Genomic DNA, 20,653 nt, shown 5'->3' with positions numbered 1-20,653 from the left:
GGGCACGGGGGAGCGCCGGGTACGGCCCCGGTCCCGGCGGGGAGCCTAACCGCGGGAGCGCCCGGGACCCGGGCAGCGCGAGGGAGGGGTGTCACTCGGCCGCACCGTCGGCCACGCGCGCATCGGCGGCCTCGGGAGTCGCGCCCCCGGCCTGCCCGGTGACCTCACCGGTGCCGGCGTCGCCACCGGTCGCACCGCCGTCGACGGGCGCCTCGGGATCGGGGTCCAGGGACGGCTCGGGCGCCGGCGACCCGGGCTGGGTCTCCACCGTGTCGTCCGGGGCCTCGCCGCCGCCGTCGCCCTCGCCGTCGTCCCCGCCGTCGGTCCCGTCCCCGGGGGGCGCCGGTGCGGTGGAGGACGAGGACGTCGTGGTGGGCGCGCGGCTCGTGGTCGTGGCCGAGGAGCTGCTCTGCTGGCCGCCGCCGGTGTCGGGCTCCTCGCCGCCGCCGGTGTCGGGCTCCTCCTCGGCCGGGGCGGGCTCCTCCGCCTCCTCGGCCGGGCTGTAGTCCTGCCGGGCCACCGCCAGCGTCACCGTCGTGCCCCGGGGCACCGGGATGCCCGAGGGGTCGATGGCGGCGACCTCGCCGGCGGCCAGGTCGATCCCGGCCGCGACGAGCTCCTCGTCGGAGGCGTCGACCTGCGCCACCTCGAGTCCGGCCTCGCGCAGCTCGGCCTCGACGTCGTCGGCGTCCTCGCCGAGGTACTCCGCGGCCGCGGGGATGGTGACGAGGTCCTGGGTCGCGCCGGATGCCCCGCTCGTCGGTGCGCTGCTCGTGGTCGGCCCGGCCGTGGTGCCGTCGCCGGCGTCGTCGCCGTTGCCCGCGAGGACGAACCAGGCGCCGGACAGCAGCGCCGCCACCAGGACGAGCGAGGCCAGCACCAGCGCCCACCGCCGGTTGCCGCCGCGCTGCGGCTCCGGCCGCGCCCAGCCCCGGTCGTCGTCGTCGCCGTCGACCGGCGGGCCCTGCAGCGGCGGCATGGTGCGCGGGCCGCCCGCGGCGTGCCGGCCGCCGGTGCGCGGGCCGACCACCGCGGCGGCCCCGGTCACCGGGCCGCCGAGCACGCGCGTGCCCTCGGGATCGGTCCCGCCGGAGACCTCGGGGATCACCTCGGTCTGCGCGGCGGCCATCGTGCCGGTGGCCGACGTCGCGGGACCGCGCCCGTCGGTCGCCTGCGCCACGGCCCGGATCGCGGCGGCGAACGCGGCGCCGTCGGTGAACCGGTCGTCGGGGTGCTTGGCCAGCGCCCGCTCGATGAGCTGTCGCACGGCGAGCGGGATGTCGGCCGGGAGCGGCGCCGGCTGCTGGTTGATGTGCGCCAGCGCGATGGCGACCTGGGAGGTGCCGTCGAAGGGCCGCCCGCCGGTCAGGCACTCGTAGCCGACGACGCCGAGGGAGTAGACGTCGGAGGCCGCGGTGACCTCCAGGCCCTGCGCCTGCTCGGGGGAGAGGTACTGGGCGGTGCCCACGACCATGCCGGTGCGGGTCAGCGGCGTGGCGTCGCGGGCGCGGGCGATGCCGAAGTCGGTGAGCTTGACGACGCCGTCGGGCCGCACGATGAGGTTGCCCGGCTTGATGTCGCGGTGCACCACCCCGGCGGCGTGCGCGGCCGACAGGCCGTCGGCGGACTGGCCGAGGACGTGCAGCGTCCACTCGGGGGAGAGCCGGCCCTCCTCGTGGAGGATCGTCACCAGCGGCTTGCCCTCGACGAGCTCCATGACGAGGAACGCCAGCTGGTGCCCGCGCTCGTCGACGCTCTCGCCGTAGTCGTAGACCGAGGCGATGTTGGGGTGCGACAGGGCGGCGGTGTGCCGGGCCTCGTTGCGGAACCGGGCCACGAAGCTCGGGTCGCCGGTGAACTCGCTGCGCAGCACCTTCGCCGCGACGACGCGGTCGAGCACGCGGTCGCGGGCGCGCCACACCTCGCCCATCCCGCCGGTGGCGATGGGCTCGGTGATCTCGTAGCGGCCGGCCAGGATGGTGCCGGTCGACAGGGCCATCAGCCCCCCTGACCCTCGAGATAGGCCTGCATCACGTCGCCGGCGATCGGTGCGGAGACGTCCCCGCCGGTACCCCCGCCGTTCGCGACGAACACCGCGACGGCGATCTGCGGGTCGTCGGCCGGGGCGAAGCCGACGAACCAGTTGTGGTCGGGCACGTCGCCGGAGACCTGCGCGGTCCCGGTCTTGCCCGCGACCGTCACGCCCGGGATGCGGGCGGCCCGCCCGCTGCCCTCGGTGACGACGCTCTCCATCATCTCCTGCAGCTGGTCGGCGACCTCCGGCGTCACCGGCTCGGAGAGCTCCTCCGGGTCGGCCCGGTCGATCACGGTCCGGTCGGGGGCGCGGACCTGGTCGATGAGGTGGGGCGTCATCAGGGTCCCGTCGTTGCCCACCGCGGCGGCGACCATGGCCGCCTGCAGCGGGGTCATGCGGACGTCGCGCTGGCCGATCGAGGTCTGGCCCAGCGCCGCCTCGCTCTCGATGTCACCGATGCTGCTGCCGGCGGTCCGCATCGGGATCTCCAGTCGCTCGCCGGTCATGCCGAACGCCTCGGCCATCTCCCGGACGCGGTCCTCGCCGAGGTCGATGCCCAGCTGGGCGAAGGCGGTGTTGCAGGAGATGGTCAGCGCGTCGATGAGCGACTGCTCCTGGCTGCTGCTGCACGAGGAGTTCCCGAAGTTGCGCAGCTGGGTGGAGGTGCCGGGCAGCGTGAGCACGTCCGGCGCCGGGACGACGGTCTCGGGGGTGTACTCGCCGGTCGACAGCGCGGCGGCCGACACGATCACCTTGAACACCGACCCCGGCGGGTAGTTGTCCTCGGTCGCGCGGTTCAGCCGCGGGTCGGCGTCCATCGCCCCGAGCTCCTCGGCGTAGGCGCGGATGTCGGCGGGATCGTGGCTGGACAGCCGGCCCGGGTCGTAGGTGGGGGTGCTCGCCATCCCGAGCACCGCGCCGGTGGAGGGGTCGAGCGCGACGACGGCGCCGGTGACGCCCTCGAGGCCGGCCATCGCGGCCTCCTGGACGCCGGCGTCGAGGGTCAGGACGACGTCGCCGCCGGAGGGGTCGCGGCCGGTGAAGAGGTCGGTCAGGCGCCGGGTGAACAGCCGGGCGTCGGAGCCGGCGAGCACCTCGTTCTCGGCGTCCTCCAGCTGCCAGGCCCCGTAGACCAGCGAGTAGTAGCCGGTGACCGGGGCGTACAGCGGACCCTGCGGGTACTGGCGGAGGTACTCGAGCGTGTCCTGGGTGGGCACCGACAGCGCCACCTCGGTGCCGTCGACGACGATCGAGCCGCGCTCGCGGGAGTACTCCTCGGTGAGCACGCGGGTGTTGCCGGAGTCCTCGCGCAGCTCGTCGGAGCGCACGACCTGGATGTAGTTGACGTTGACGATCAGCAGGGTGAACAGCACCAGGACGCTGATCGCCACCCGCCGCAGGGGCGCGTTCACGAGCTCACGACCTCGGTCGGCGCCTCACCGATCGCCTGCTTCGGCGGAGGGGGTGGGGTGGCCGGGCGACGGGCGGCGTCGCTGATGCGCACCAGGATGGCCACGAGGCCGAAGTTGGCCACCAGGGAGGACCCGCCGTAGGCGACGAACGGCGTCGTCAGGCCGGTCAGCGGCAGCAGGCCGGTGACGCCGCCGAGGACGACGAACAGCTGCCAGGCGACGGCGAAGGCCAGGCCGCCGGCGAGCAGCTTGCCGAAGGCGTCGCGCACGACCAGCGACGTCCGCAGGCCGCGCTCGACCAGCACCAGGTAGATGACGATGACGGCGACCAGGCCGAACAGGCCCAGCTCCTCGCCGATCGCCGAGGCGATGAAGTCGCTCTTGGCCACCGGCACCTGGTCGGGGCGGCCGCCGCCGAGCCCCGCGCCGAACAGCCCGCCGGTGCCGAGGCCGAACAGCGACTGCACGAGCTGGTAGCCGCCCTCGTCGCGGTAGGCGAACGGGTCGAGCCAGGTGTCGACCCGGACCCGCACGTGGCCGAACAGCTGGTAGGCCAGGAACGCGCCGCCGGCGAACAGGCCCACGCCGATGAGCAGCCAGCTGGCCCGCTCGGTGGCGACGTAGAGCATCACCACGAAGATGCCGAACAGCAGCAGCGAGCTGCCGAGGTCGCGCTCGAAGACCAGCACGAGGATCGACACCACCCAGACGGCGAGCACCGGGCCGAGGTCGCGGCCGCGCGGCAGCTCCAGGCCCGCGACGCGGCGGCTGGCCAGCGCCAGGACGTCGCGCTTGTCGACCAGGTAGGCGGCGAAGAAGACGATCAGGCAGATCTTGGCGAACTCGCCGGGCTGGATGCTGAAGCCCGCGACGCGGATCCAGATCTTGGCGCCGTAGACCTCCGAGATCGAGGCGGGCAGCACGGCGGGCAGCGCCAGCAGCACCAGGCCGACGAGGCCGAGGGTGTAGGCGAAGCGGGACAGCAGCCGGTGGTCGCGCAGCACGACGACGACGGCGACGAACAGCGCCACCCCGATCGTGGCCCACAGCAGCTGGACGGGGGCGTCCTCGCGCGTGGCCTCGGCGCCGTCCTGCATGCCGGCCAGGTCGAGCCGGTGGATCATCGTCAGGCCCAGGCCGGAGAGCACGGCGACGGCGGGCAGCAGCAGCGGGTCGGCGTAGGGCGCGAAGCGGCGGACGACCAGGTGGACCACCGCCCACAGCGCCGCGAACCAGCCGCCGAAGGTCGCCAGCTCCGGGCGCAGCGAGCCGGTGATGGTGACGTCGACGATGGACTGCGCCGCGAGGGTGATGAGCACGGCGAAGCCGAGCAGCAACAGCTCGGTGTTGCGCCGCGTCGGGACGACCGTGCCCGGGGCCGCGGCCCGGGGGTCGGTGGTGGGACCGGACATCACTCCGCCTCCCGGCAGGGCTCCCCCGGCTCGGGCGACGGGGTCGAGGCACCCGCCGAGGTCGAGATCCCGGTGGGGCCGGCGTCGGTGTCCAGGGACGGCGCCCCGCTGTCGGTCGCCCCGCTGTCCGGGGTCTGGGAGGAGGTGGCCCGGCCGGAGCCGCCGCCGTCGCACTCGGGGACGGCGGCGGCCTGCAGGTCGTCGACGATCCGCTGGGCGTCGTCGGCGTCGCCGGCGTCGATGCCCTGCCGGACGCTGTTCCGGTCGTAGGACGTCAGGTCGTCGAGGGGGATGTCGGTGACGTCGTCGACCCGGTAGAGGTCCAGGCCGAGAAGGTCGGCGTTGAAGCCGCGGTAGACGGCCACGTGGTCACCGCCGTCGGCCGCCGCGACGCCGACGAACCAGTGGGTCAGCACCCACAGCCAGGTGGCGATGCCGGCGCCGACGAGGAGGAGCACCGCCCCCCCAGCGACGAACAACCGCCGCCGGGAGCGGCGGCGGTCGCTGGGTGCGGCGGCCGTGGGTGCTGTGGGCGGCGGTGGTGGCGCCGGTGGCGGGTCGGCCAGCGCGGCGCGGCCGGCGGCCGACCGCGGGTCGACCTCGCGCTGCCCGCGGTTGTCCCCGGCCGCGCCGTCGACGACCGGCTCGAAGGCGATGCCGCTGCCGTTGTCCTCGACGACGTCGGCGACGATCACCGTGATGTTGTCGGGGCCGCCGCTGCGCAGGGCGAGCTCGACGAGCCGGTCGGCGGTCGACTGGGGGTCGGGGTCCTTGAGCGCCTCGGCGAGGGTCTCCTCGCTGACCACGCCGGAGAGCCCGTCGGAGCACAGCAGGTAGCGGTCGCCGGCGCGGGCCTCGCGCATCGACAGGTCGGGGTCGACGTCCTGGCCGTTGAGCGCCCGCAGCAGCAGCGAGCGCTGCGGGTGGTGGTTGGCCTCCTCGGGCGTGATCCGCCCGTCGTCGATGAGGGTCTGCACGAACGTGTCGTCGTGGGTGATCTGGGTGAAGACGCCGTCGCGCAGCAGGTAGGCGCGGGAGTCACCGACGTGGCAGAGGGCGATCCGCCCGCCGGCGAACAGGACGGCGGTGAGCGTGGTGCCCATGCCCTCCAGCTGGGGGGACTCGCGGATGACCTCGCGCAGGTGCTCGCTGCCGTCGAAGACCGCCTCGCGGAGGGCCTGGAGCATGTCGCCGCTGGGCGCGTCCTCGTCGAGGTGCTCCAGCGCCGCGATGACCACCTTGCTGGCGACGTCACCGGCCGCGTGCCCGCCCATGCCGTCGGCCACGGCCAGCAGCCGGGGCCCGGCGTAGACCGAGTCCTGGTTGTTGCCGCGGACCAGACCGCGGTCGGAACGGGCGGCGTAGCGCAGCGCGAGACTCATCGGACCCTGCTCACGTGTGCGCTGCTCACGTCTGCTCTGTCGCTCCCCGCGGTCGTGGCCTGCCTGGTCGGAGTGTGTCCGGTCATGAGCGCAGCTCCAGGGCGGTCTGGCCGATGCGGATCGGCTGGCCGGGAGCCACCAGCAGCGGCCCCTGGACCCGCTGCTGGTCCAGGTAGGTGCCGTTGGTCGAGCCGAGGTCCTCGACGTACCACTGTCCACCCCGGTTGGTCAGCCGCGCGTGCCGGCTGCTGGCGAAGTCGTCGGTGAGGACGAGGGTGGAGTCGTCGGCGCGCCCGATGAGGATGGGCTGCTCGCCGAGCGTGATCTTGGTGCCGGTGAGGGGGCCGGCGGTCACCACGAGGGTGCGCGGCCCGCGTCCGCGCCGGCGTCCGGGGGCGGCCGCCCGCGGCGGCACCGAGGCCACCCGCCCGGCCCGGCCGCCGAAGAGGTCGGCGCGCACCACGCGGAACGCGGCGAAGATGAACAGCCACAGCAGCAGCAGGAACCCGAAGCGGAAGACCTGCAGGACGATCTCGGCGGTCACGACCGGCGCCCGATCACGTGCCGTCCTGCCGGTACACCAGGACGGAGTGGCCGATGCGGATGACGTCGCCGTCGGCGAGCGCCTGGCGGCTGATGCGGCGGCCGTTGACCAGGGTGCCGTTGGTCGAGCCGAGGTCCTCGGCGAAGGCGGTGCCGCCCTCGAGGACGACGTCGACGTGCTTGCGGCTCACGCCGGTGTCGGGCAGCCGGATGTCGGCGTCGGTGCCGCGGCCGATGACGTTGCGGCCGGTGGTCAGCTCGTGGCGGGTGCCGGGCCCGTCGACGACGAGCACGTGGGTCACGCCCGGCTTCGACCCCGCGCGACCGACGACCGACGGGTGCTGGCGGCCGGTGTCGGTGGCCACGCGCCCGGGCAGCGGCGGCAGCGGCGGCACTGCGCCGGAGCCGGTCATCGGCGGGGCGGGCGGGACGGCGACCGCGTCGGCCCGCGACGCCGGGCGGGCGGGGTCGGCGACGTGCGAGCTGACCTCGAAGACGCCGGTGGGCAGGTCGTCGTCGCGCTCGAGGCGGACCTGCACCGCGCCGAAGGTCTGCCAGCCCTCGCCGTCGATGTGCTCGGAGACCATGTCGGCGAGCTGGGCGGCCAGCTGCTCGGACCACTCGCCGAGGTTGGCGTAGTCGGTGGGGCCGAGCCGGACGTCGTAGACGTTGGGGGCGAGCACGCGGCCCTCACCCATGACCGAGCGCTGCTCGTCGGCCTCCCGCTGCAGCGCCTTGGCGATCTCGGCAGGATGGACCTTGCCCTTGAACAGGCGGGCGAAGGCGACGCCGACCATCCCCTCGAGGCGTCGCTCGAAGCGCTGCAGCACGCCCACAGTCGCTCCTCCACCTCGGTCTGATGACGGTCCTCCAGCCGATCCTAGCCGTGCGCGTGAGTGCTGACCGGCCAGCAACGCCCATCGCCACGCAGGCCACCGGCGTCACGTGGGCCCCACCTGCCGGCACCTCCCGGCCCCTCCGCCGGGTGCCCTCGGACGGCTGCTAAGGTCGTTCCTCGCCAGGGCAAGTGGCGGAATGGCAGACGCGCACGGTTCAGGTCCGTGTGTCCGAGAGGACGTGGGGGTTCAACTCCCCCCTTGCCCACCCCCTCGCGCAGACCCCGTCCGGAGACCCGGGCGGGGTCTCGTGCGTCTGCGGGGTCAGCACCCCCGGCCGAGGCCGGCCTCGCGGGCGCGCACCACCGCCTCGGCGCGGTCGCGCACCGCCAGCTTGGCGAAGATCGACGTCACGTTGTTGCGGATCGTCTTCTCCGACAGGAACAGCCGGTGCGCGATGGCGGTGTTGGGCAGCCCGGCGGCGATCAGGTCGAGGACCTCCCGCTCGCGGTCGGACAGCTCCGGGAACGGCCGGGCGACGACGCCGGAGCCCGCGGTGAAGAACGCGCGCAGCCGGCGGGCGACCTCGGCGCCGTAGACGGCCTGCCCGGCGGCGACCGCCTCCAGCGCCCGCCCGATCTCGGCCTGCCCCGCGCCCTTGAGCACGTACCCGAGCGCGCCGGCCTGGATCGCGGCGAACACGGCCTCGTCGTCGGCGACCATGGTGAGCACCAGCACCCGCGCCTCCGGCCACCGCTCCAGCAGTTGCCGGGTCGCCTCGATGCCCGACAGGCTGGGCATCTGCACGTCCATCAGGACGACGTCGGGGCGCTCGCGCAGGGCCACCTCGACGGCCTCCGTCCCGTCGGGGGCCTCGGCCACGACGTCGACCCCGAGGTCCTCGAGCAGGACCCGCAGGCCCTGGCGGAACACGGGGTGGTCGTCGGCGACGACGGCTCGCACGGGGTCTCCTCAGTCGGACGGCGGGAGCGGCAGGACGGCGTGCACGCGGGTGCCCGACGACTCCGCCGCGCCGGTGGTGCCGGGCCCGACGGAGCAGGAGCCGCCGAGCTCGGCGGCGCGCTCGCGCATGGACGACAACCCGACGCCGGGGACCGGCCGGGCGGGGAGGCCGCGGCCGTCGTCGGTGACCTCGACCTCGACGGCGTCCGCGGCGGCCCGCACGCGGATCGCCACCGCCGTCGCGTCCGCGTGCCGGACGGCGTTGTGCAGCGCCTCCTGGGCGATGCGCAGCGCGGCGACCTCGAGCGCGGCGGGCAGCCCCGCCAGGTCGCCCTCGCCGGTCACCGTGACCCGCGGCCCGCCGTCGGCCAGGGGCGCGGCACCGGCGCGCAGGGCACCGAGCAGCCCGAGGTCGTCGAGGGTGGGCGGGCGCAGCCCGTGCACCAGCCGCCGGACGTCGGCGACGGCGTCGGCGGCCTGGGTGCCGGCCGCGGCGACCAGCGTGGCGGCGCGGCCGGCGTCCTCGCGGCGCAGCGCCGAGCCGGCCGTGTCCAGGGTCATCACCACCGCCGACAGCTGCGGGCCGAGGCCGTCGTGCAGGTCCCGCCGCAGCCGGCGCCGCTCCTCCTCGCGGGCGGTGACCAGCCGCTCCCGCGACTCGGCGAGGTCGCCGCTGAGCCGGACCGCGTACGCGGCGGCCGCCAGCCGCCCGGCGAGGTCGGCGAGCACCCGGTCGTCGGCCGGCTCGAGGCCGGCGGCGGCCGCCCGCGGGGCGACCAGCAGGTCGCCGACGGGCTCGCCGTGCAGCGCCAGCGGCACCCGGCGGGCGCCCGCGGGCACCTGCCCGGCCTCCTCCCGGACCACCGCACCCCCGGGCAGCGGCACCTCGACGGCCGCCCCGCGCAGCCGCAGGCCCGCGGCCACCGCGGCGGCGCCGTCGCGCAGCGCCTGCCGGGGCGACGCGGCCGCCCCCAGCGCGGCGTCGACGCGGGTGAGCAGCGTGTAGGGGTCGCCGCGGTCGCCGAAGAGCAGCCGGTCGACGAGGCGCTGCACCCGCAGCCGGGCGGGGTGGAAGGCCAGTGCGACGGCGAAGGCGGCGAGGAAGGGGGCCGACCCCCGGCGGTCGCCGAGCAGCGCCCCGGCCCAGCCGACCACCGCGGCGTACACCAGCGCGGTGAGGCCGAGCAGCACACCGCCGACGACGGTGCGGTTGACCAGGACGTCGATGTCGTAGAGCCGGTACCGGAACGCGGCGACGGCGAGCCCGGCGGGCACCAGCAGCACCGCGAGCGAGACGCCCCACCACGGCGCGAGGAACGTGGCCGCGATGGCGACGACGACGCCGTAGCCGGCCCACGCGAGCTGCCGCCGCTGCACGCCGTCGGCCCGGCGGACGCGGACGACGAGCGAGGCGACCGCGGTGGCGACCAGCAGGCCCAGCACGGCGGGGAACGCCGGGACGCCGAACGGGTCGCCGGCGCCGGCCGCGACCGCCGCGGTGGTGACGGCGGTGAGCGTCCACGCGGCGGCGAGCGGGACCCGCCACCACCCCGGCAGCGGCCGGCCGTGCGGCAGCACCTGCGGCAGCACCGTGGTCACCAGCAGCAGCGCCGGGACCCAGGCCCAGCCCCGCACCCACCCGGGCGGCCCGGTCTGCCCCGCCGCCGCCCACCACGACGTCGCCAGCACGTAGGCCGAGGCCGAGCAGCCGATCGCGAGCAGCAGCCAGCCCAGCCGGCGGGCGCGGGGGAGCCCGGCGAGCAGGGCACCGGCGACGGCGAACGACGGGCCGGCCACCGGCTCCGGCGTCCGGAACAGGCGGGGCAGCCAGTCGCCGCCGGCCAGCACCGGCAGGGCCACGGCGGCCGCCGTCGCGAGGACCGCGGCCACGGCCAGGAGCCGGGCCGCCACGGTGGCGGCCCGGCTCACGGGCGGGTTCCTGAGCATGTCGGGGAGACCGTAGGTGCCCCGGCCGCCGCCGGTCAGGAGGTGGCGCCGCGCCGCTCGCCCGAGCGGGCGACGGAACCCGAGCGGGCGACGTGCGCCGCCAGCCCCAGGGCGCCGGCCAGCCACAGCCAGTGCGGGTCGACCGGACCGACGGCGCCCACGGAGAAGTCCAGCACGATGAAGGCCAGCCACACGGCCGGGATCCAGCGGGCCACGACGCCCGAGCGGAGCATCCCGACGGTCAGGGTGACCATGCCCAGCGTCGTGCCGAGCAGGAACGGCGCGAGGAACAGGGCCAGGAACACCGGGTGCGACTCCGCCGCCCACAGCAGGTCGGCCGCGGCGTCGAGGTCGGCCGACTGCGAGGCCGGCAGCTGCAGGTAGCCCACGAGGTGGATGCCCACGAAGCCCCACATGCCGGCGAGCAGGAGCGCACCCGCGGCGTAGGCGGTCCTGCGCATCCGGGTGGCCAGCAGCCCGGCGGCGGCGAGGAAGGCGATCGCCATGAACGGGATCGCCACCGTGCCGGTGACCAGCCGGGTGGTGAAGACGGCGGTGTGCTCCCCGACCAGCGCGAGCTGGTCGACCAGCGCCTCGGGGCGCTCGGGGAGGAACTGCAGCAGCGCGGCCTCGGCGGTGTTCAGCACGCTGCCGACGACCAGCGCGGTGACGGCCAGCCGGCGGCCGACGGGCCCCGCGGCGCGGGCGGGGGCCGGTGCGACGTCGACGGGAGCGGGGACGGGGACGGTGGTGTGCACGGTAGGGACCTCCGGGTCCGCTGCGGCGGGTCGCTCCCGCCGGTGTGCACCCACCGTCTGCTCGGACCGGTCCCGGCCACACGGGAGCGGTGTCCCGACCTCGCCGGGACGACCGTGACCGGATCGTGACGTCCCGGTGTCGCGGATCCGGGCCGTCCACCGGGTCTGCTCGGTAGGGACACCACTCGGGAGGGAGGAGCGTGGGCGCGGACCGGGACGAGTTCACCGCGTTCGTCGTCGCGCACGAGGCGGCGCTGCTGCGCACCGCGCACCTGCTCACCGGCGACCGCGGCCACGCCGAGGACCTCGTGCAGACGGCGCTGGCGCGGGCCCACCGGCACTGGGGGCGCGTGCAGCGCGCCGACGTGCCGATCGCCTACGTGCGCCGGCTGCTGGTCAACTGCCACCTGAGCTGGCGGCGCCGGCTGTGGCACGGCGAGCAGGTGCTCGAGACGCTGCCCGACTCCCCGGTCGGTGACTGGCAGGACGCCCACGCGCTGAACGACGAGCTGCGCCGCGCCCTGGACCTGCTGCCCCCGCGGGCCCGGGCGGTGCTCGTCCTGCGCTTCTACGAGGACCTCACCGAGACCGAGACCGCGCAGGTGCTGCGCTGCTCGGCGAGCACGGTCCGCACCCACACCGCCCGCGGCCTGGCCGCCGTGCGCGCGGCCCTGGGCCCGCAGGCCCCGCGTCCCGAGACCACCCGGCTGACCGATGGGAGCCCGTCGTGACCGACCTCGACGACCACGACGTCCGGGACGCCCTGGCCCGCCTGGCCACCCGGGCCGCGCCGCCGCGGGGGGTGGACACCGCCGACGCCGCGATCGCGCTCTCCCGCCGCCAGCGGCGCACCCGGGTGGCGTGGGCGGGCGGCGCGGTGGTGCTCGCCGTGCTGGCCGGCGCCGTCCCCGCCCTGCTGCCCGACGCCGGCCCGGTCCCGGGGCAGACCGCCACCGAGAGCACCCAGCAGGCCACGCAGGAGCCCGCGCCCGCGCTGACCGACCTCCCGGCCCGCGGCTCGCTCGCCGGCGACGGGGAGTTCCTCGCCGGCGTGGCCGCCATCGAGTGGTCGGCGCCGCTGGGGCTCAACGGTGCCGCGCTCACCCCGACGGCGTCCTCCCGGCAGGTGCTCTTCGCCGGCGACCTGCCCGGCGGGCGCCGCTGGGCGCTGGTCGTGGGCGAGGACGCGGGCCAGGGGGTGTCCGCCTGGTTCGGCGGGCCGGCCGGCGCCGCGCCCGCCGACCTGGCGCTGCTGGCGCCGCCCGAGCGGTTCAGCGCGGACGAGCCCGTGGCCCTGCTCGACGGGACCGGCGCCGCGCCCCTCCTCGTCGTCGTCGCCCGGCCCGGCGACGGCGCCCGCTGGTCCTCGGGGTCGATCCGCTTCGACGACGGGTCCATCGACCGGCTCTGGACCGACCTGCCCGGGGGCGACGGCGTGTTCGTGGCGGAGGTGGACCCGCCTGCCTACGACGGCGCCGACATCGTCGAGGTCGCGGCCACCGGGAGGTCGGCGCTGCTGCGCGGCGTCCCCCGGACGGACGGGTCGCCGTCCCGGCCGGCCCTGCCGGTCGCCTGGGTCCAGGTGTCGGCCACGACCGACCCGGCCCTGCGCGACCGTCTCACCGCCTGCCTGCTGCCGGAGGGGTTCACCGTCAGCACCGTCGCCGGCGGCGACGTGCAGTACGGGTACCCGGACCAGCCCGGGCGGCGCAGCGACGTCGAGCTCGCCCAGATCCAGGCCGGCTACGACGCCGTCCTCACCGAGTGCCTGCGCCGGGTGAGCACGGGGGACTGAGCTGTCAGGCGGTGCCGGCCGTCTCCTGGATGAACGCCGCGGAGTCGTAGTAGGTGCGGACGCCGGTGACCATCTCGTTGTCGGACCCGTCGCTCTCGATGACGGTCACACCGCGGTAGCTGAACGGCTTGCCGCTGCTCAGCGTCCCGGTCGACTCCCACTCCAGCGCGGCGGTCTTCTCGCCCACGGTGCTCGAGGTGAACGTCGTCTCCAGCTCGCCGAAGACGTGGCGGTAGTCCTCCCAGAAGCGCTTGGCGCCGTCCCGGCCGCGTGCCTCGTGGGTCTGGTTGAGCTTGATCAGCTGGGCGTCCTCAGAGGTCAGCTCGACCATCGGCGAGGCGTCGCTCTCGGCGTCGAGGTGGTGGAGGGCGGCGGTGAAGCGTTCGGTCAGGTCGTGCACGGGGGTCCTCCAGGTGCTCCGGGCTGTTGTCGGGGAGCCCCTACCCGGGCACTGCGGACGACACCCGCCCGGATGTCAGGCCCGCAGCCGCTCCCGGCCGGCGCTGCCCGAGCGGCGCTCGCCGAGGGTGCGGGCGGCCAGCACGACGCCCCACGGGCCGATGACCCACACCGGCCAGGGGTACTGCAGGTCGCCGGTGGCCAGCATCGAGACCAGCCAGATGCCGACGACGATCACCGCGGTGGTGGCCCAGCCGGTCCAGGCGGTCCGCAGGTCGCGGTCCCAGGCGCCGTGCCAGGCGCCGGCGTGGACCGCCTGGGTCACCGCGGAGCGCTGTCCCTGCTGCGGGCGGGCCGGGCGCGGCAGGTCGGCGGTGAGCTCGGCCAGCTCGCCGTAGGTGCGGGCGGCGTGCGCGCGGGCCGACCGGTCCTCGTACTCGGCCAGGGTCAGCCGGCCGTCGGTCAGCGACGCGTCGAGGCGGGTGACGACGGCGGCGCGGTCGGCGTCGGCGGCGAGCAGGTGCGGGTCGGGCATCTCGGGCTCCTCGTCAGGCGGTGTGCCTCAGGTGGTGTGCACCGAGTCTTTCCCGCGGGGGTGCCCGCCACCATTGACAGACGTCACCGATCGCCCGTGCGTCCTGCACCCTCAGCCGTTGGCCGGGGTGGCCTCCCTCGCCAGGTGCTTGCCGATGACCATCCGCTGGATCTGGTTGGTCCCCTCGAAGATCTGCATGACCTTCGCCTCGCGCATGTACCGCTCGGCCGGGTGGTCGCGGGTGTAGCCGGCGCCGCCGAGCACCTGGACGGCGTCGGTGGTCACCTTCATGGCCGCGTCGGTGGCCACGAGCTTGGCGATGCTGGCCTGCCGCGAGTAGGGGAGCCCGGCGTCCTTGCGGCGCGCGGCGACCAGGTAGGTGGCGCGGGCGGACTCGACCGCGGCGGCCATGTCGGCGAGCAGGAACGCCACGCCCTGGTGGTCGACGATGCGGCGGCCGAACGCCTCGCGCTCCAGGGCGTAGGCGACGGCGACGTCGAGCGCGGACTGGGCCAGCCCGACGGCGACCGCGCTGACGCCCAGGCGCCCGGAGTCCAGCGCCGACAGGGCGATCGCCAGGCCGCGACCGGGCTCGCCGACCATCCGGCCGGCGGGCACGGCGACGTCGTCGAGGCGGATGGCGGCCGTCGTCGAGCCGGTGAGGCCCATCTTCTGCTCCGGCGGCGCGGGGGCGAACCCGGGCAGGTCGGGGGTGAGGTGGAAGCAGGAGATGGCCCTGTCGCCGTCGTCCGGGGTGCGTAGGAAGGAGGAGTAGAAGTCGGCGTGCCCGCCGTGGGTGACCCAGGCCTTCTCACCGGAGGCCACCCAGCCCTCGCCGTCGCGGACGGCGCGGGCGCGCATGGCGGCGGGGTCGGAGCCGGCGTGCGCCTCGGACAGGCAGTAGGCGCCGAGCAGGCGGCCGCCGACCATGTCCGGCAGCCACTGCTCGCGCTGCTCGGTGGTGCCGAAGCGGTCGACCGGCCCGCAGGCGAGGGTGTGCACGCTGACGCCCAGCGCGACGCTGGCCCAGCGCATCGCCAGCTCCTCGACCACCTGCAGGTAGACGGCGTAGGGCTGCCCGCCGCCGCCGACGTCCTCGCCGAAGGGCAGGCCCAGCAGGCCCACCTCGCCGAGCTTCGCGAACACCTCCCGGGGGAAGCGCTCCTCCCGCTCGTACTGCGCCGCCCGGGGCGCCAGCTCGGCGTCGGCCAGCTCGCGGGTGAGCGCGATGAGGTCGGCGGCCTCCTGGGTGGGCAGCTCACGGTCGACGGCCACGGGGGTCCCCTCGTCGGACAGCAGTACCGCCGACAGTACCGCGGTACTGTTCTCCGTCCAGGAGGCGAGAGGCGCGCATGACGACGACGGAGAGCGGCGAGCGGCGGCTGACCGCGCGCCAGGCCCAGCTGCTCGACCAGCTCGAGGAGCTCTTCCTCGCCGAGGGCTTCGCCCGGTTCACCCTCGAGGACCTCGCCGTCCGGCTGCGCTGCTCGAAGACCACGCTCTACGCGCTGGCCGACAGCAAGGAGCAGCTCGCCGTCCGCGTGGTGCGGCACTTCTTCCGGCGGGCCACCGCCGACGTCGAGACCCGCACCGCCGGCGAGGACGACCCCGCCCGCCGGGTGACGGCCTACCTGGAGGCGGTGGCGCGGGCGCTCACCCCGGCGTCGCGGGCCTTCCGCCGCGACCTGGAGGCCTTCTCGCCCGGGCGGGCGGTGTACGAGCACAACACCGCCGTCGCGGCGGAGCGGGTGAGCGCCCTCATCGGCGACGGCGTCGCCGCCGGGGTGTTCCGCACGGTGCACCCGGCACTGGTGGCCGACACCGTGACCACGCTGATGCTCCGCATCGGCCGCGGCGACACCGCCCGCGCCACCGGCCTCGACGACGCCACCGCCTACCGGGAGCTGGCCGCGCTGCTGCTGCACGGGATCAGCCGGTGAGGCTGACGCCGGCGGCCTGGGACGACGCGGAGGTGCAGCGGCTGACGACGGCCCAGCAGGCGGAGCTGCGGGCGCGCTACGACGGCGACACCGAGCCGGGGACGCCGCCGTCGGCCGCGGACGTGAGCGTGGTGCTGGTGGCCCGCGATGACGACGGCACCGTGGTCGGGTGCGGGGCGCTGCGGGCGCTGGGCGGCGACGCCGCCGAGGTCAAGCGGATGTACGTCGTGCCGGCGGCCCGGGGGCGGGGTGTGTCGAAGCTGCTGCTGACCGGGCTGGAGGACGCCGCCCGGGGGCGCGGGTGGACGACGCTGCGGCTGGAGACCGGGCCGCGGCAGCCGGAGGCGATCGCGCTGTACGAGGGCGCCGGGTACCGGGCGATCCCGGCGTTCGGCGCCTACGTCGAGGCGCCGGACGCCGGGTGCTCGCTGTACTACGAGCGGGTGATCGGTCCGGCCTGAGCGCGGGTCAGGCGGGCAGGGCGTCGTCCTCGGTGGTGTCCTCGTCGGCCAGCGTCCAGGCGAGGTGCCAGTAGGGGAGCAGCCCGGCGGCGAACCACAGCAGGAAGCCCAGGCAGAGGGCCAGGACGGTGTGGCCGGTGACGGCCACCAGCGCGACAGCACCCGCCCAGGCGGCGAACGTCAGCGCCGTCGCCGGCCAGCCGACGCGGGCGTGCGAGTGCTCGCGCAGGCCCTGCTGGTGCTCGTCGAGGGAGTGCCGGCCGCGGTCGAACAGCCCGCGGATGCCGAGGTTGAGCAGCGAGTGCAGCGGGATGAACAGCACCATCCCGACGGACCAGACGACGAAGAACGAGGTGGTCCAGCCGTCGTCGGTGCCGGCGGCCAGGAGCGTCGCGACGACGAGGGCGGCCAGCAGCGCCGCCTCGGCCAGGACCGCGCGGTGCCGGGTGCCGCGGGTGCGGGCCCAGGAGTAGCGCTCGTCCTCGAAGGTGGCGGTCAGGGAGGTCTGGGTGGTCACTGGTTCCTCCTGAGGAGCTCGGAGCCGATGGCGGGCAGCGGGTCGAGGGAGAACACGGCCTCGACCGGCAGGTCGAAGAAGCGGGCGATGCGCAGGGCCAGGACGAGCGAGGGGCTGTACTCCCCGCGCTCGAGGTAGCCGATCGTCTGCGGGTGGACGCCCACCGCGTCGGCCAGCTCCTTGCGGCTGACCCGGCGTTCCGCGCGGAGGACGGCGATGCGGTCGTGGACCCTGTCGGCGTCCCCACGTGGCTGGCGACCCATGCCTCCATTCGTAGCATTACTGCTACACATTGCGCAAACAGTGCGACGCTCGCGCGGGGTTCGTGGATCCGACTCGCTGCTCCGGACACGACTCGCTGCTCCGGACACGAGGGGGTGTGGCGACGTCACGTCCCGCTCTCCTGGACGCAGGCAGCACCGCACGGCCGTCCCTCCGGGGAGCGGGCGGCCGTGCGGTGTGCGGTCAGGCGGCCGTGGGTGCCAGGGGTGCGGGGACGGTGATCTCGGTGCCGTCGGGTCGCCAGGTGCGCCATCGGCCGCTCGGTTGTCGTTCGACGCGGAACCCGTGGTGGACCTCGGTGTGGTGGCGTTCGCACAAGAGGGCGCTGTTGTCGAGGCTGGTGTCGCCGCCGTCGATCCAGTGCACGAGGTGGTGGACGTCGCACCAGGGGTTCGGTGCGTCGCAACCGGTGAACACGCAGCCGCCGTCGCGCACCTCGACTGCTCTGCGGAGGTGGCCGCTGACGAGGCGCTGCTCGCGGCCGACGTCGAGGGGGACGCCGTCGGGGCCGAACACGACCCGGGAGATGCGGCCGTCGCAGGCCAGCCAGCGGGCGCGGGCGGCGGAGATGGTGGCGCCGAACCCCGTGGTGGCCACACCGGCGCCGGTGGCCGGGTCGGCCAGGTCGTCGAGGTCGATGCGCACGGCCACGTGCGGCTTGACACTGCGCAGCACCGGCACCGAGCCGGACGCGAGGGCGTTGTCGGCGATCTGCACCAGGGCGTCGCCCTGCCGCTGCGCGCGGGTGCGCTCGTCCCCGGCCGGGCGGTCGGCCTGGACGTGCGCCTCCACCGCCGTCTGGAACTTCTCCCCGCCGACGGCGTCGAGGTGCCCGCGGAAGCTGACCGACCCGTCGGCGTGCTTGACGATCGTCAGTGACCGCCCCTCCGTGGGGTCCGGTTCCGGACCGTCGGGATCGAGCGCGTCGCCGTAACGCTTCACGACGAGCACCAGCGCGTCGTGTTCCTGCTCGACGGCGACGCCGGTGAGGATCGCGTCGACCTCAGCGAGGTCGACGCCCTGCGCCGCGGCGGCCGCGAGCCGCCGCGGGGTGACCACGTCCGCGGCGACCGCCACCTGCGACGCCGACACCAGACCCGCGTCATGGGCTTCGGCCAGGACGGGGAGGTGCTCCATGGCTCGCCCGTTGCGGACCGAGCGGGACGCCTCCGACCCCGACAGCCGGCAGTGCCCGCGCAGCCAGGAGGCCATCGACCTCTGCCCGTCCCGCTCCGGCGCCTGCGACAGCTCCGCGGCCCGCACCGCCCGGGCCAGCGCGGCGTCGATCCGGTTCCGTTCGGCGACCAGCGCGGCGACGTCGTCGAGCACGTCACCCGTCCGCCACCGTCCGAACACATGATCGAATACTAGCCGACCCAGGGCCGACCGACCACTCGAATTCGCAGGCCAGGAGCGTGTCCACAGATGTCCGACAGCCCTCGACCGGGCAGGGTGGGAGGCTCGTCGCCGACTGCGACGACGGCGACCTCAGGGACTCGCCGACGCCGCCGAGGACGACGTCGGACGGGCCGCTCACGTGCTCCAGGGGTTCCCCGGCATCGGGCCCACCGGTGTCACCGTCTCCCTGCACGAGGTGCAGGTCGTGTGTCCGTGGGTCCGTCCACACCTCGACGAGCGGGTCCTCGACGGTGCCCGCCGCAGCGGTCCCCGGACGACCCGCGGTCACCCGCAGGCCCCGCCGACGGGCGACGACCCATGTCGCCTCGCCGCCTGCTCACCCGGATCACGCCGCTCCGGGACGACGTGGATCCGCTGCGCCCGGTCGGCGGGATGTGGTGGGGTGGGCCCGTGAGCGTCCCGCCGATGACCTCGTGGCCCGACACCGAGCCGGCGGAGGTGGAACTCGTCAGCGGCGACGCCCGGCTCGCCGTCGACCTGCGCGGTGGTGGCCTGCGGGCGCTGACCGTCGGCGACCGCGCCGTCCTCGACGGCTACGCCGCCGGAACCGTGCCGTCCGGCCGGCGCGGCGGCGTCCTGCTGCCCTGGCCGAACCGGCTCCGCGACGGACAGTGGACGTGGGAGGGGCAGCAGCTCCAGCTCGACACCGCCGGCCCCGGCAAGCCCGCCGCGCACGGGCTGGTCACCTGGCAGCGCTGGTCGGTGCTGGCCCGCCACTCGGACGCGGTCACCGTCGGCACCGTCGTCGAGGCCCGCCCCGGCTATCCCTTCCGGCTGGCCGCCGCTCTCGACCACTCCCTCGCCGCCGACCGGCTCACCGTCACCGTCCGCGTGCGCAACGCCGGCGAGCGGGCCGCGCCGTTCGGTGCCGGCATGCACCCCTACCTCGCCGTCGGTGCCACGGCCGACGGCGGCATCGGTGACGCCGAGCTCACCGTCCCGGCCCGCACCGCGATCGACCTCGACGGCGGCCTGCCCACCGGCACCCGCCGGCCCTTCGACGGCGCGATCGGCCGCATCGGCGACCGCGCCCTCGACGACGCCGTCACCGACCTCGTGCGCGACGACGACGGCTGGGCCCGCGTCTCCCTGCGCGGCCCGGCCGGAGCGCTCGAGCTCGCCGTCGACGGGTCCTGGCCGTGGCTGCAGGTGTACAGCGGCGACACCCTGCCGGAGGGCCAGCGCCGCCGCAGCCTCGCGGTCGAGCCGATGACCTGCCCGCCCAACGCGCTCGCCGACGGCGTGGACCTCGTCGTCCTGGAGCCGGGGGAGACCTGGTCGGGCACGTGGACCCTCGGCTGGGCGGCCTGACGTGCGTGTGCGCGAGCTGTGGCGCTACCCCGTCAAGTCGCTGCAGGGGGAGCGGCTCGACGCCGTCGACGTCGGGACGCAGGGCCTGGCCGGTGACCGGCAGTGGGCGCTGTTCGACCGCTCCACCGGCTTCGGCCTGACCGCCCGCCGCGTGCCCGACCTGCTCTTCGCCGCCGGCCGGCTGCGCGCGGACGGCGGCGTCGAGGTGGTCCTCCCCGACGGCACGGTCACCACCGACGACGACGTCCTCTCCGGTTGGCTGGGCCGGCCGGTGACGCTGCGCGCCGCGGAGGCCGAGCGCGGCCCGCGGCACTACGAGAGCCCCGACGACGACGAGGACGTCTGGGACGCCTTCGAGGGCGCGTCCGGGGCGTTCCACGACAGCTCGCGCATCCGGGTGTCGCTGGTCTCCACCGGCACGCTCGGCACCTGGGACCGGCGCCGGTTCCGCGCGAACGTGCTGCTCGACGGCGCGGGGGAGGACGAGCTCGTCGGGTCGACGATCGGGCTCGGGACGGTCGCCCTCGACGTCCTCAAGCCGGTGAGCCGCTGCGTGATGGTCACCCGCCCCCAGCCCGGCGGCATCGGCCGCGACAACGGCGTCCTCAAGAGCATCCACCGCGAGCGCGGCAGCACGCTGGCCGTCGGCGCCCTCGTGCCGGTCCCCGGCCGGGTCGCGGTGGGCGACGAGCTCACCGTCGCGTGA

General features: G+C 75.7%; 21 protein-coding genes and 1 tRNA gene. 7 read left to right on the top strand and 15 right to left on the bottom strand.

Features of this window, described 5'->3' with window-relative positions:
- Window positions 1-91: 91 nt before the first annotated feature.
- From BM165_RS22005 to BM165_RS21980, 6 genes are all read right to left on the bottom strand, one after another.
- Window positions 92-1,999, bottom strand: a complete 1,908-nt coding sequence (locus BM165_RS22005; RefSeq protein ID WP_075015675.1) for a protein kinase domain-containing protein — start codon at window positions 1,997-1,999, stop codon at window positions 92-94.
- A complete protein-coding gene (locus tag BM165_RS22000) occupies window positions 1,999-3,447 on the bottom strand; it encodes a peptidoglycan D,D-transpeptidase FtsI family protein (RefSeq protein ID WP_075015674.1) in 1,449 nt (482 codons plus the stop codon). The genes BM165_RS22005 and BM165_RS22000 overlap by 1 nt, the downstream gene beginning before the upstream one ends.
- Entirely contained in the window at window positions 3,444-4,859 is a 1,416-nt protein-coding gene (locus BM165_RS21995) for an FtsW/RodA/SpoVE family cell cycle protein (protein ID WP_075015711.1), read from the bottom strand. Before BM165_RS21995 ends, BM165_RS22000 begins: the two co-directional genes overlap by 4 nt.
- The gene (locus BM165_RS21990) at window positions 4,859-6,241 is read right to left on the bottom strand and encodes a PP2C family protein-serine/threonine phosphatase (protein WP_075015673.1); all 1,383 of its coding nucleotides are present in this window, start codon (window positions 6,239-6,241) and stop codon (window positions 4,859-4,861) included. Before BM165_RS21990 ends, BM165_RS21995 begins: the two co-directional genes overlap by 1 nt.
- A gap of 82 nt (window positions 6,242-6,323) precedes the next feature.
- On the bottom strand, window positions 6,324-6,785 hold the full coding sequence (locus tag BM165_RS21985) for an FHA domain-containing protein FhaB/FipA (protein ID WP_075015672.1): 462 nt from the start codon (window positions 6,783-6,785) through the stop codon (window positions 6,324-6,326).
- A gap of 13 nt (window positions 6,786-6,798) precedes the next feature.
- The gene (locus BM165_RS21980; RefSeq protein ID WP_075015671.1) at window positions 6,799-7,620 is read right to left on the bottom strand and encodes a DUF3662 and FHA domain-containing protein; all 822 of its coding nucleotides are present in this window, start codon (window positions 7,618-7,620) and stop codon (window positions 6,799-6,801) included.
- A 185-nt stretch (window positions 7,621-7,805) separates the two neighbouring features.
- On the opposite strand from BM165_RS21980, the gene BM165_RS21975 reads away from it, so the two are divergent.
- Window positions 7,806-7,888, top strand: a tRNA-Leu gene (locus BM165_RS21975).
- A gap of 56 nt (window positions 7,889-7,944) precedes the next feature.
- Here the strand turns inward: BM165_RS21975 and BM165_RS21970 are convergent.
- From BM165_RS21970 to BM165_RS21960, 3 genes are read right to left on the bottom strand one after another with little or no spacing between them, the layout of a single operon-like run.
- Window positions 7,945-8,583: a response regulator transcription factor gene (locus tag BM165_RS21970; protein WP_075015670.1), complete on the bottom strand. Its 639-nt coding sequence runs from the start codon at window positions 8,581-8,583 to the stop codon at window positions 7,945-7,947.
- A 9-nt stretch (window positions 8,584-8,592) separates the two neighbouring features.
- A complete protein-coding gene (locus BM165_RS21965; RefSeq protein ID WP_083427600.1) occupies window positions 8,593-10,512 on the bottom strand; it encodes a histidine kinase in 1,920 nt (639 codons plus the stop codon).
- 53 nt (window positions 10,513-10,565) lie between these two features.
- Window positions 10,566-11,288, bottom strand: a complete 723-nt coding sequence (locus BM165_RS21960) for a hypothetical protein (RefSeq protein ID WP_075015668.1) — start codon at window positions 11,286-11,288, stop codon at window positions 10,566-10,568.
- A gap of 200 nt (window positions 11,289-11,488) precedes the next feature.
- Between BM165_RS21960 and BM165_RS21955 the strand changes: the two genes are divergently transcribed.
- Window positions 11,489-12,019 carry a SigE family RNA polymerase sigma factor gene (locus BM165_RS21955; protein WP_075015667.1) on the top strand — a complete coding sequence of 177 codons (531 nt, stop codon included), beginning with the start codon at window positions 11,489-11,491 and terminating at the stop codon, window positions 12,017-12,019.
- Window positions 12,016-13,083 carry a hypothetical protein gene (locus tag BM165_RS21950; protein ID WP_075015666.1) on the top strand — a complete coding sequence of 356 codons (1,068 nt, stop codon included), beginning with the start codon at window positions 12,016-12,018 and terminating at the stop codon, window positions 13,081-13,083. Before BM165_RS21955 ends, BM165_RS21950 begins: the two co-directional genes overlap by 4 nt.
- 4 nt (window positions 13,084-13,087) lie before the next feature.
- Here the strand turns inward: BM165_RS21950 and BM165_RS21945 are convergent, their stop codons facing one another.
- From BM165_RS21945 to BM165_RS21935, 3 genes are all read right to left on the bottom strand, one after another.
- Window positions 13,088-13,483: a nuclear transport factor 2 family protein gene (locus tag BM165_RS21945; RefSeq protein ID WP_075015665.1), complete on the bottom strand. Its 396-nt coding sequence runs from the start codon at window positions 13,481-13,483 to the stop codon at window positions 13,088-13,090.
- Between the two features lie 75 nt (window positions 13,484-13,558).
- Entirely contained in the window at window positions 13,559-14,017 is a 459-nt protein-coding gene (locus BM165_RS21940; RefSeq protein ID WP_075015664.1) for a DUF1707 SHOCT-like domain-containing protein, read from the bottom strand.
- Window positions 14,018-14,128: 111 nt separating this feature from the next.
- Entirely contained in the window at window positions 14,129-15,292 is a 1,164-nt protein-coding gene (locus BM165_RS21935) for an acyl-CoA dehydrogenase family protein (RefSeq protein ID WP_075015663.1), read from the bottom strand.
- Between the two features lie 77 nt (window positions 15,293-15,369).
- Between BM165_RS21935 and BM165_RS21930 the strand changes: the two genes are divergently transcribed.
- Both BM165_RS21930 and BM165_RS21925 read left to right on the top strand, forming a co-directional pair.
- Window positions 15,370-15,957, top strand: coding sequence for a TetR/AcrR family transcriptional regulator (locus BM165_RS21930; protein WP_075015662.1), 588 nt, complete (start codon window positions 15,370-15,372; stop codon window positions 15,955-15,957).
- Entirely contained in the window at window positions 15,954-16,418 is a 465-nt protein-coding gene (locus tag BM165_RS21925) for a GNAT family N-acetyltransferase (RefSeq protein WP_075015661.1), read from the top strand. Before BM165_RS21930 ends, BM165_RS21925 begins: the two co-directional genes overlap by 4 nt.
- 7 nt (window positions 16,419-16,425) lie before the next feature.
- Here the strand turns inward: BM165_RS21925 and BM165_RS21920 are convergent, their stop codons facing one another.
- The 3 genes from BM165_RS21920 to BM165_RS21910 form a co-directional block, all read right to left on the bottom strand.
- Window positions 16,426-16,935, bottom strand: coding sequence for a hypothetical protein (locus tag BM165_RS21920; protein ID WP_075015660.1), 510 nt, complete (start codon window positions 16,933-16,935; stop codon window positions 16,426-16,428).
- Window positions 16,932-17,198, bottom strand: coding sequence for a helix-turn-helix transcriptional regulator (locus tag BM165_RS21915; RefSeq protein WP_075015659.1), 267 nt, complete (start codon window positions 17,196-17,198; stop codon window positions 16,932-16,934). The genes BM165_RS21920 and BM165_RS21915 overlap by 4 nt, the downstream gene beginning before the upstream one ends.
- A 202-nt stretch (window positions 17,199-17,400) precedes the next feature.
- Complete coding sequence (locus tag BM165_RS21910) at window positions 17,401-18,546, bottom strand: HNH endonuclease signature motif containing protein (RefSeq protein ID WP_244274395.1); 1,146 nt, start codon at window positions 18,544-18,546, stop codon at window positions 17,401-17,403.
- A gap of 480 nt (window positions 18,547-19,026) precedes the next feature.
- Between BM165_RS21910 and BM165_RS21900 the strand changes: the two genes are divergently transcribed.
- Window positions 19,027-19,947 carry an aldose 1-epimerase family protein gene (locus tag BM165_RS21900; protein WP_244274394.1) on the top strand — a complete coding sequence of 307 codons (921 nt, stop codon included), beginning with the start codon at window positions 19,027-19,029 and terminating at the stop codon, window positions 19,945-19,947.
- 1 nt (window position 19,948) lies between these two features.
- Window positions 19,949-20,653, top strand: a complete 705-nt coding sequence (locus BM165_RS21895; RefSeq protein WP_075015656.1) for an MOSC domain-containing protein — start codon at window positions 19,949-19,951, stop codon at window positions 20,651-20,653.

Source organism: Geodermatophilus obscurus (assembly GCF_900115395.1).
GTDB classification, from domain to species: domain Bacteria; phylum Actinomycetota; class Actinomycetes; order Mycobacteriales; family Geodermatophilaceae; genus Geodermatophilus; species Geodermatophilus obscurus_B.
The sequence above is the reverse complement of the archived record's forward strand: the minus strand, read 5'-3'. Positions and strand labels throughout refer to the sequence as shown.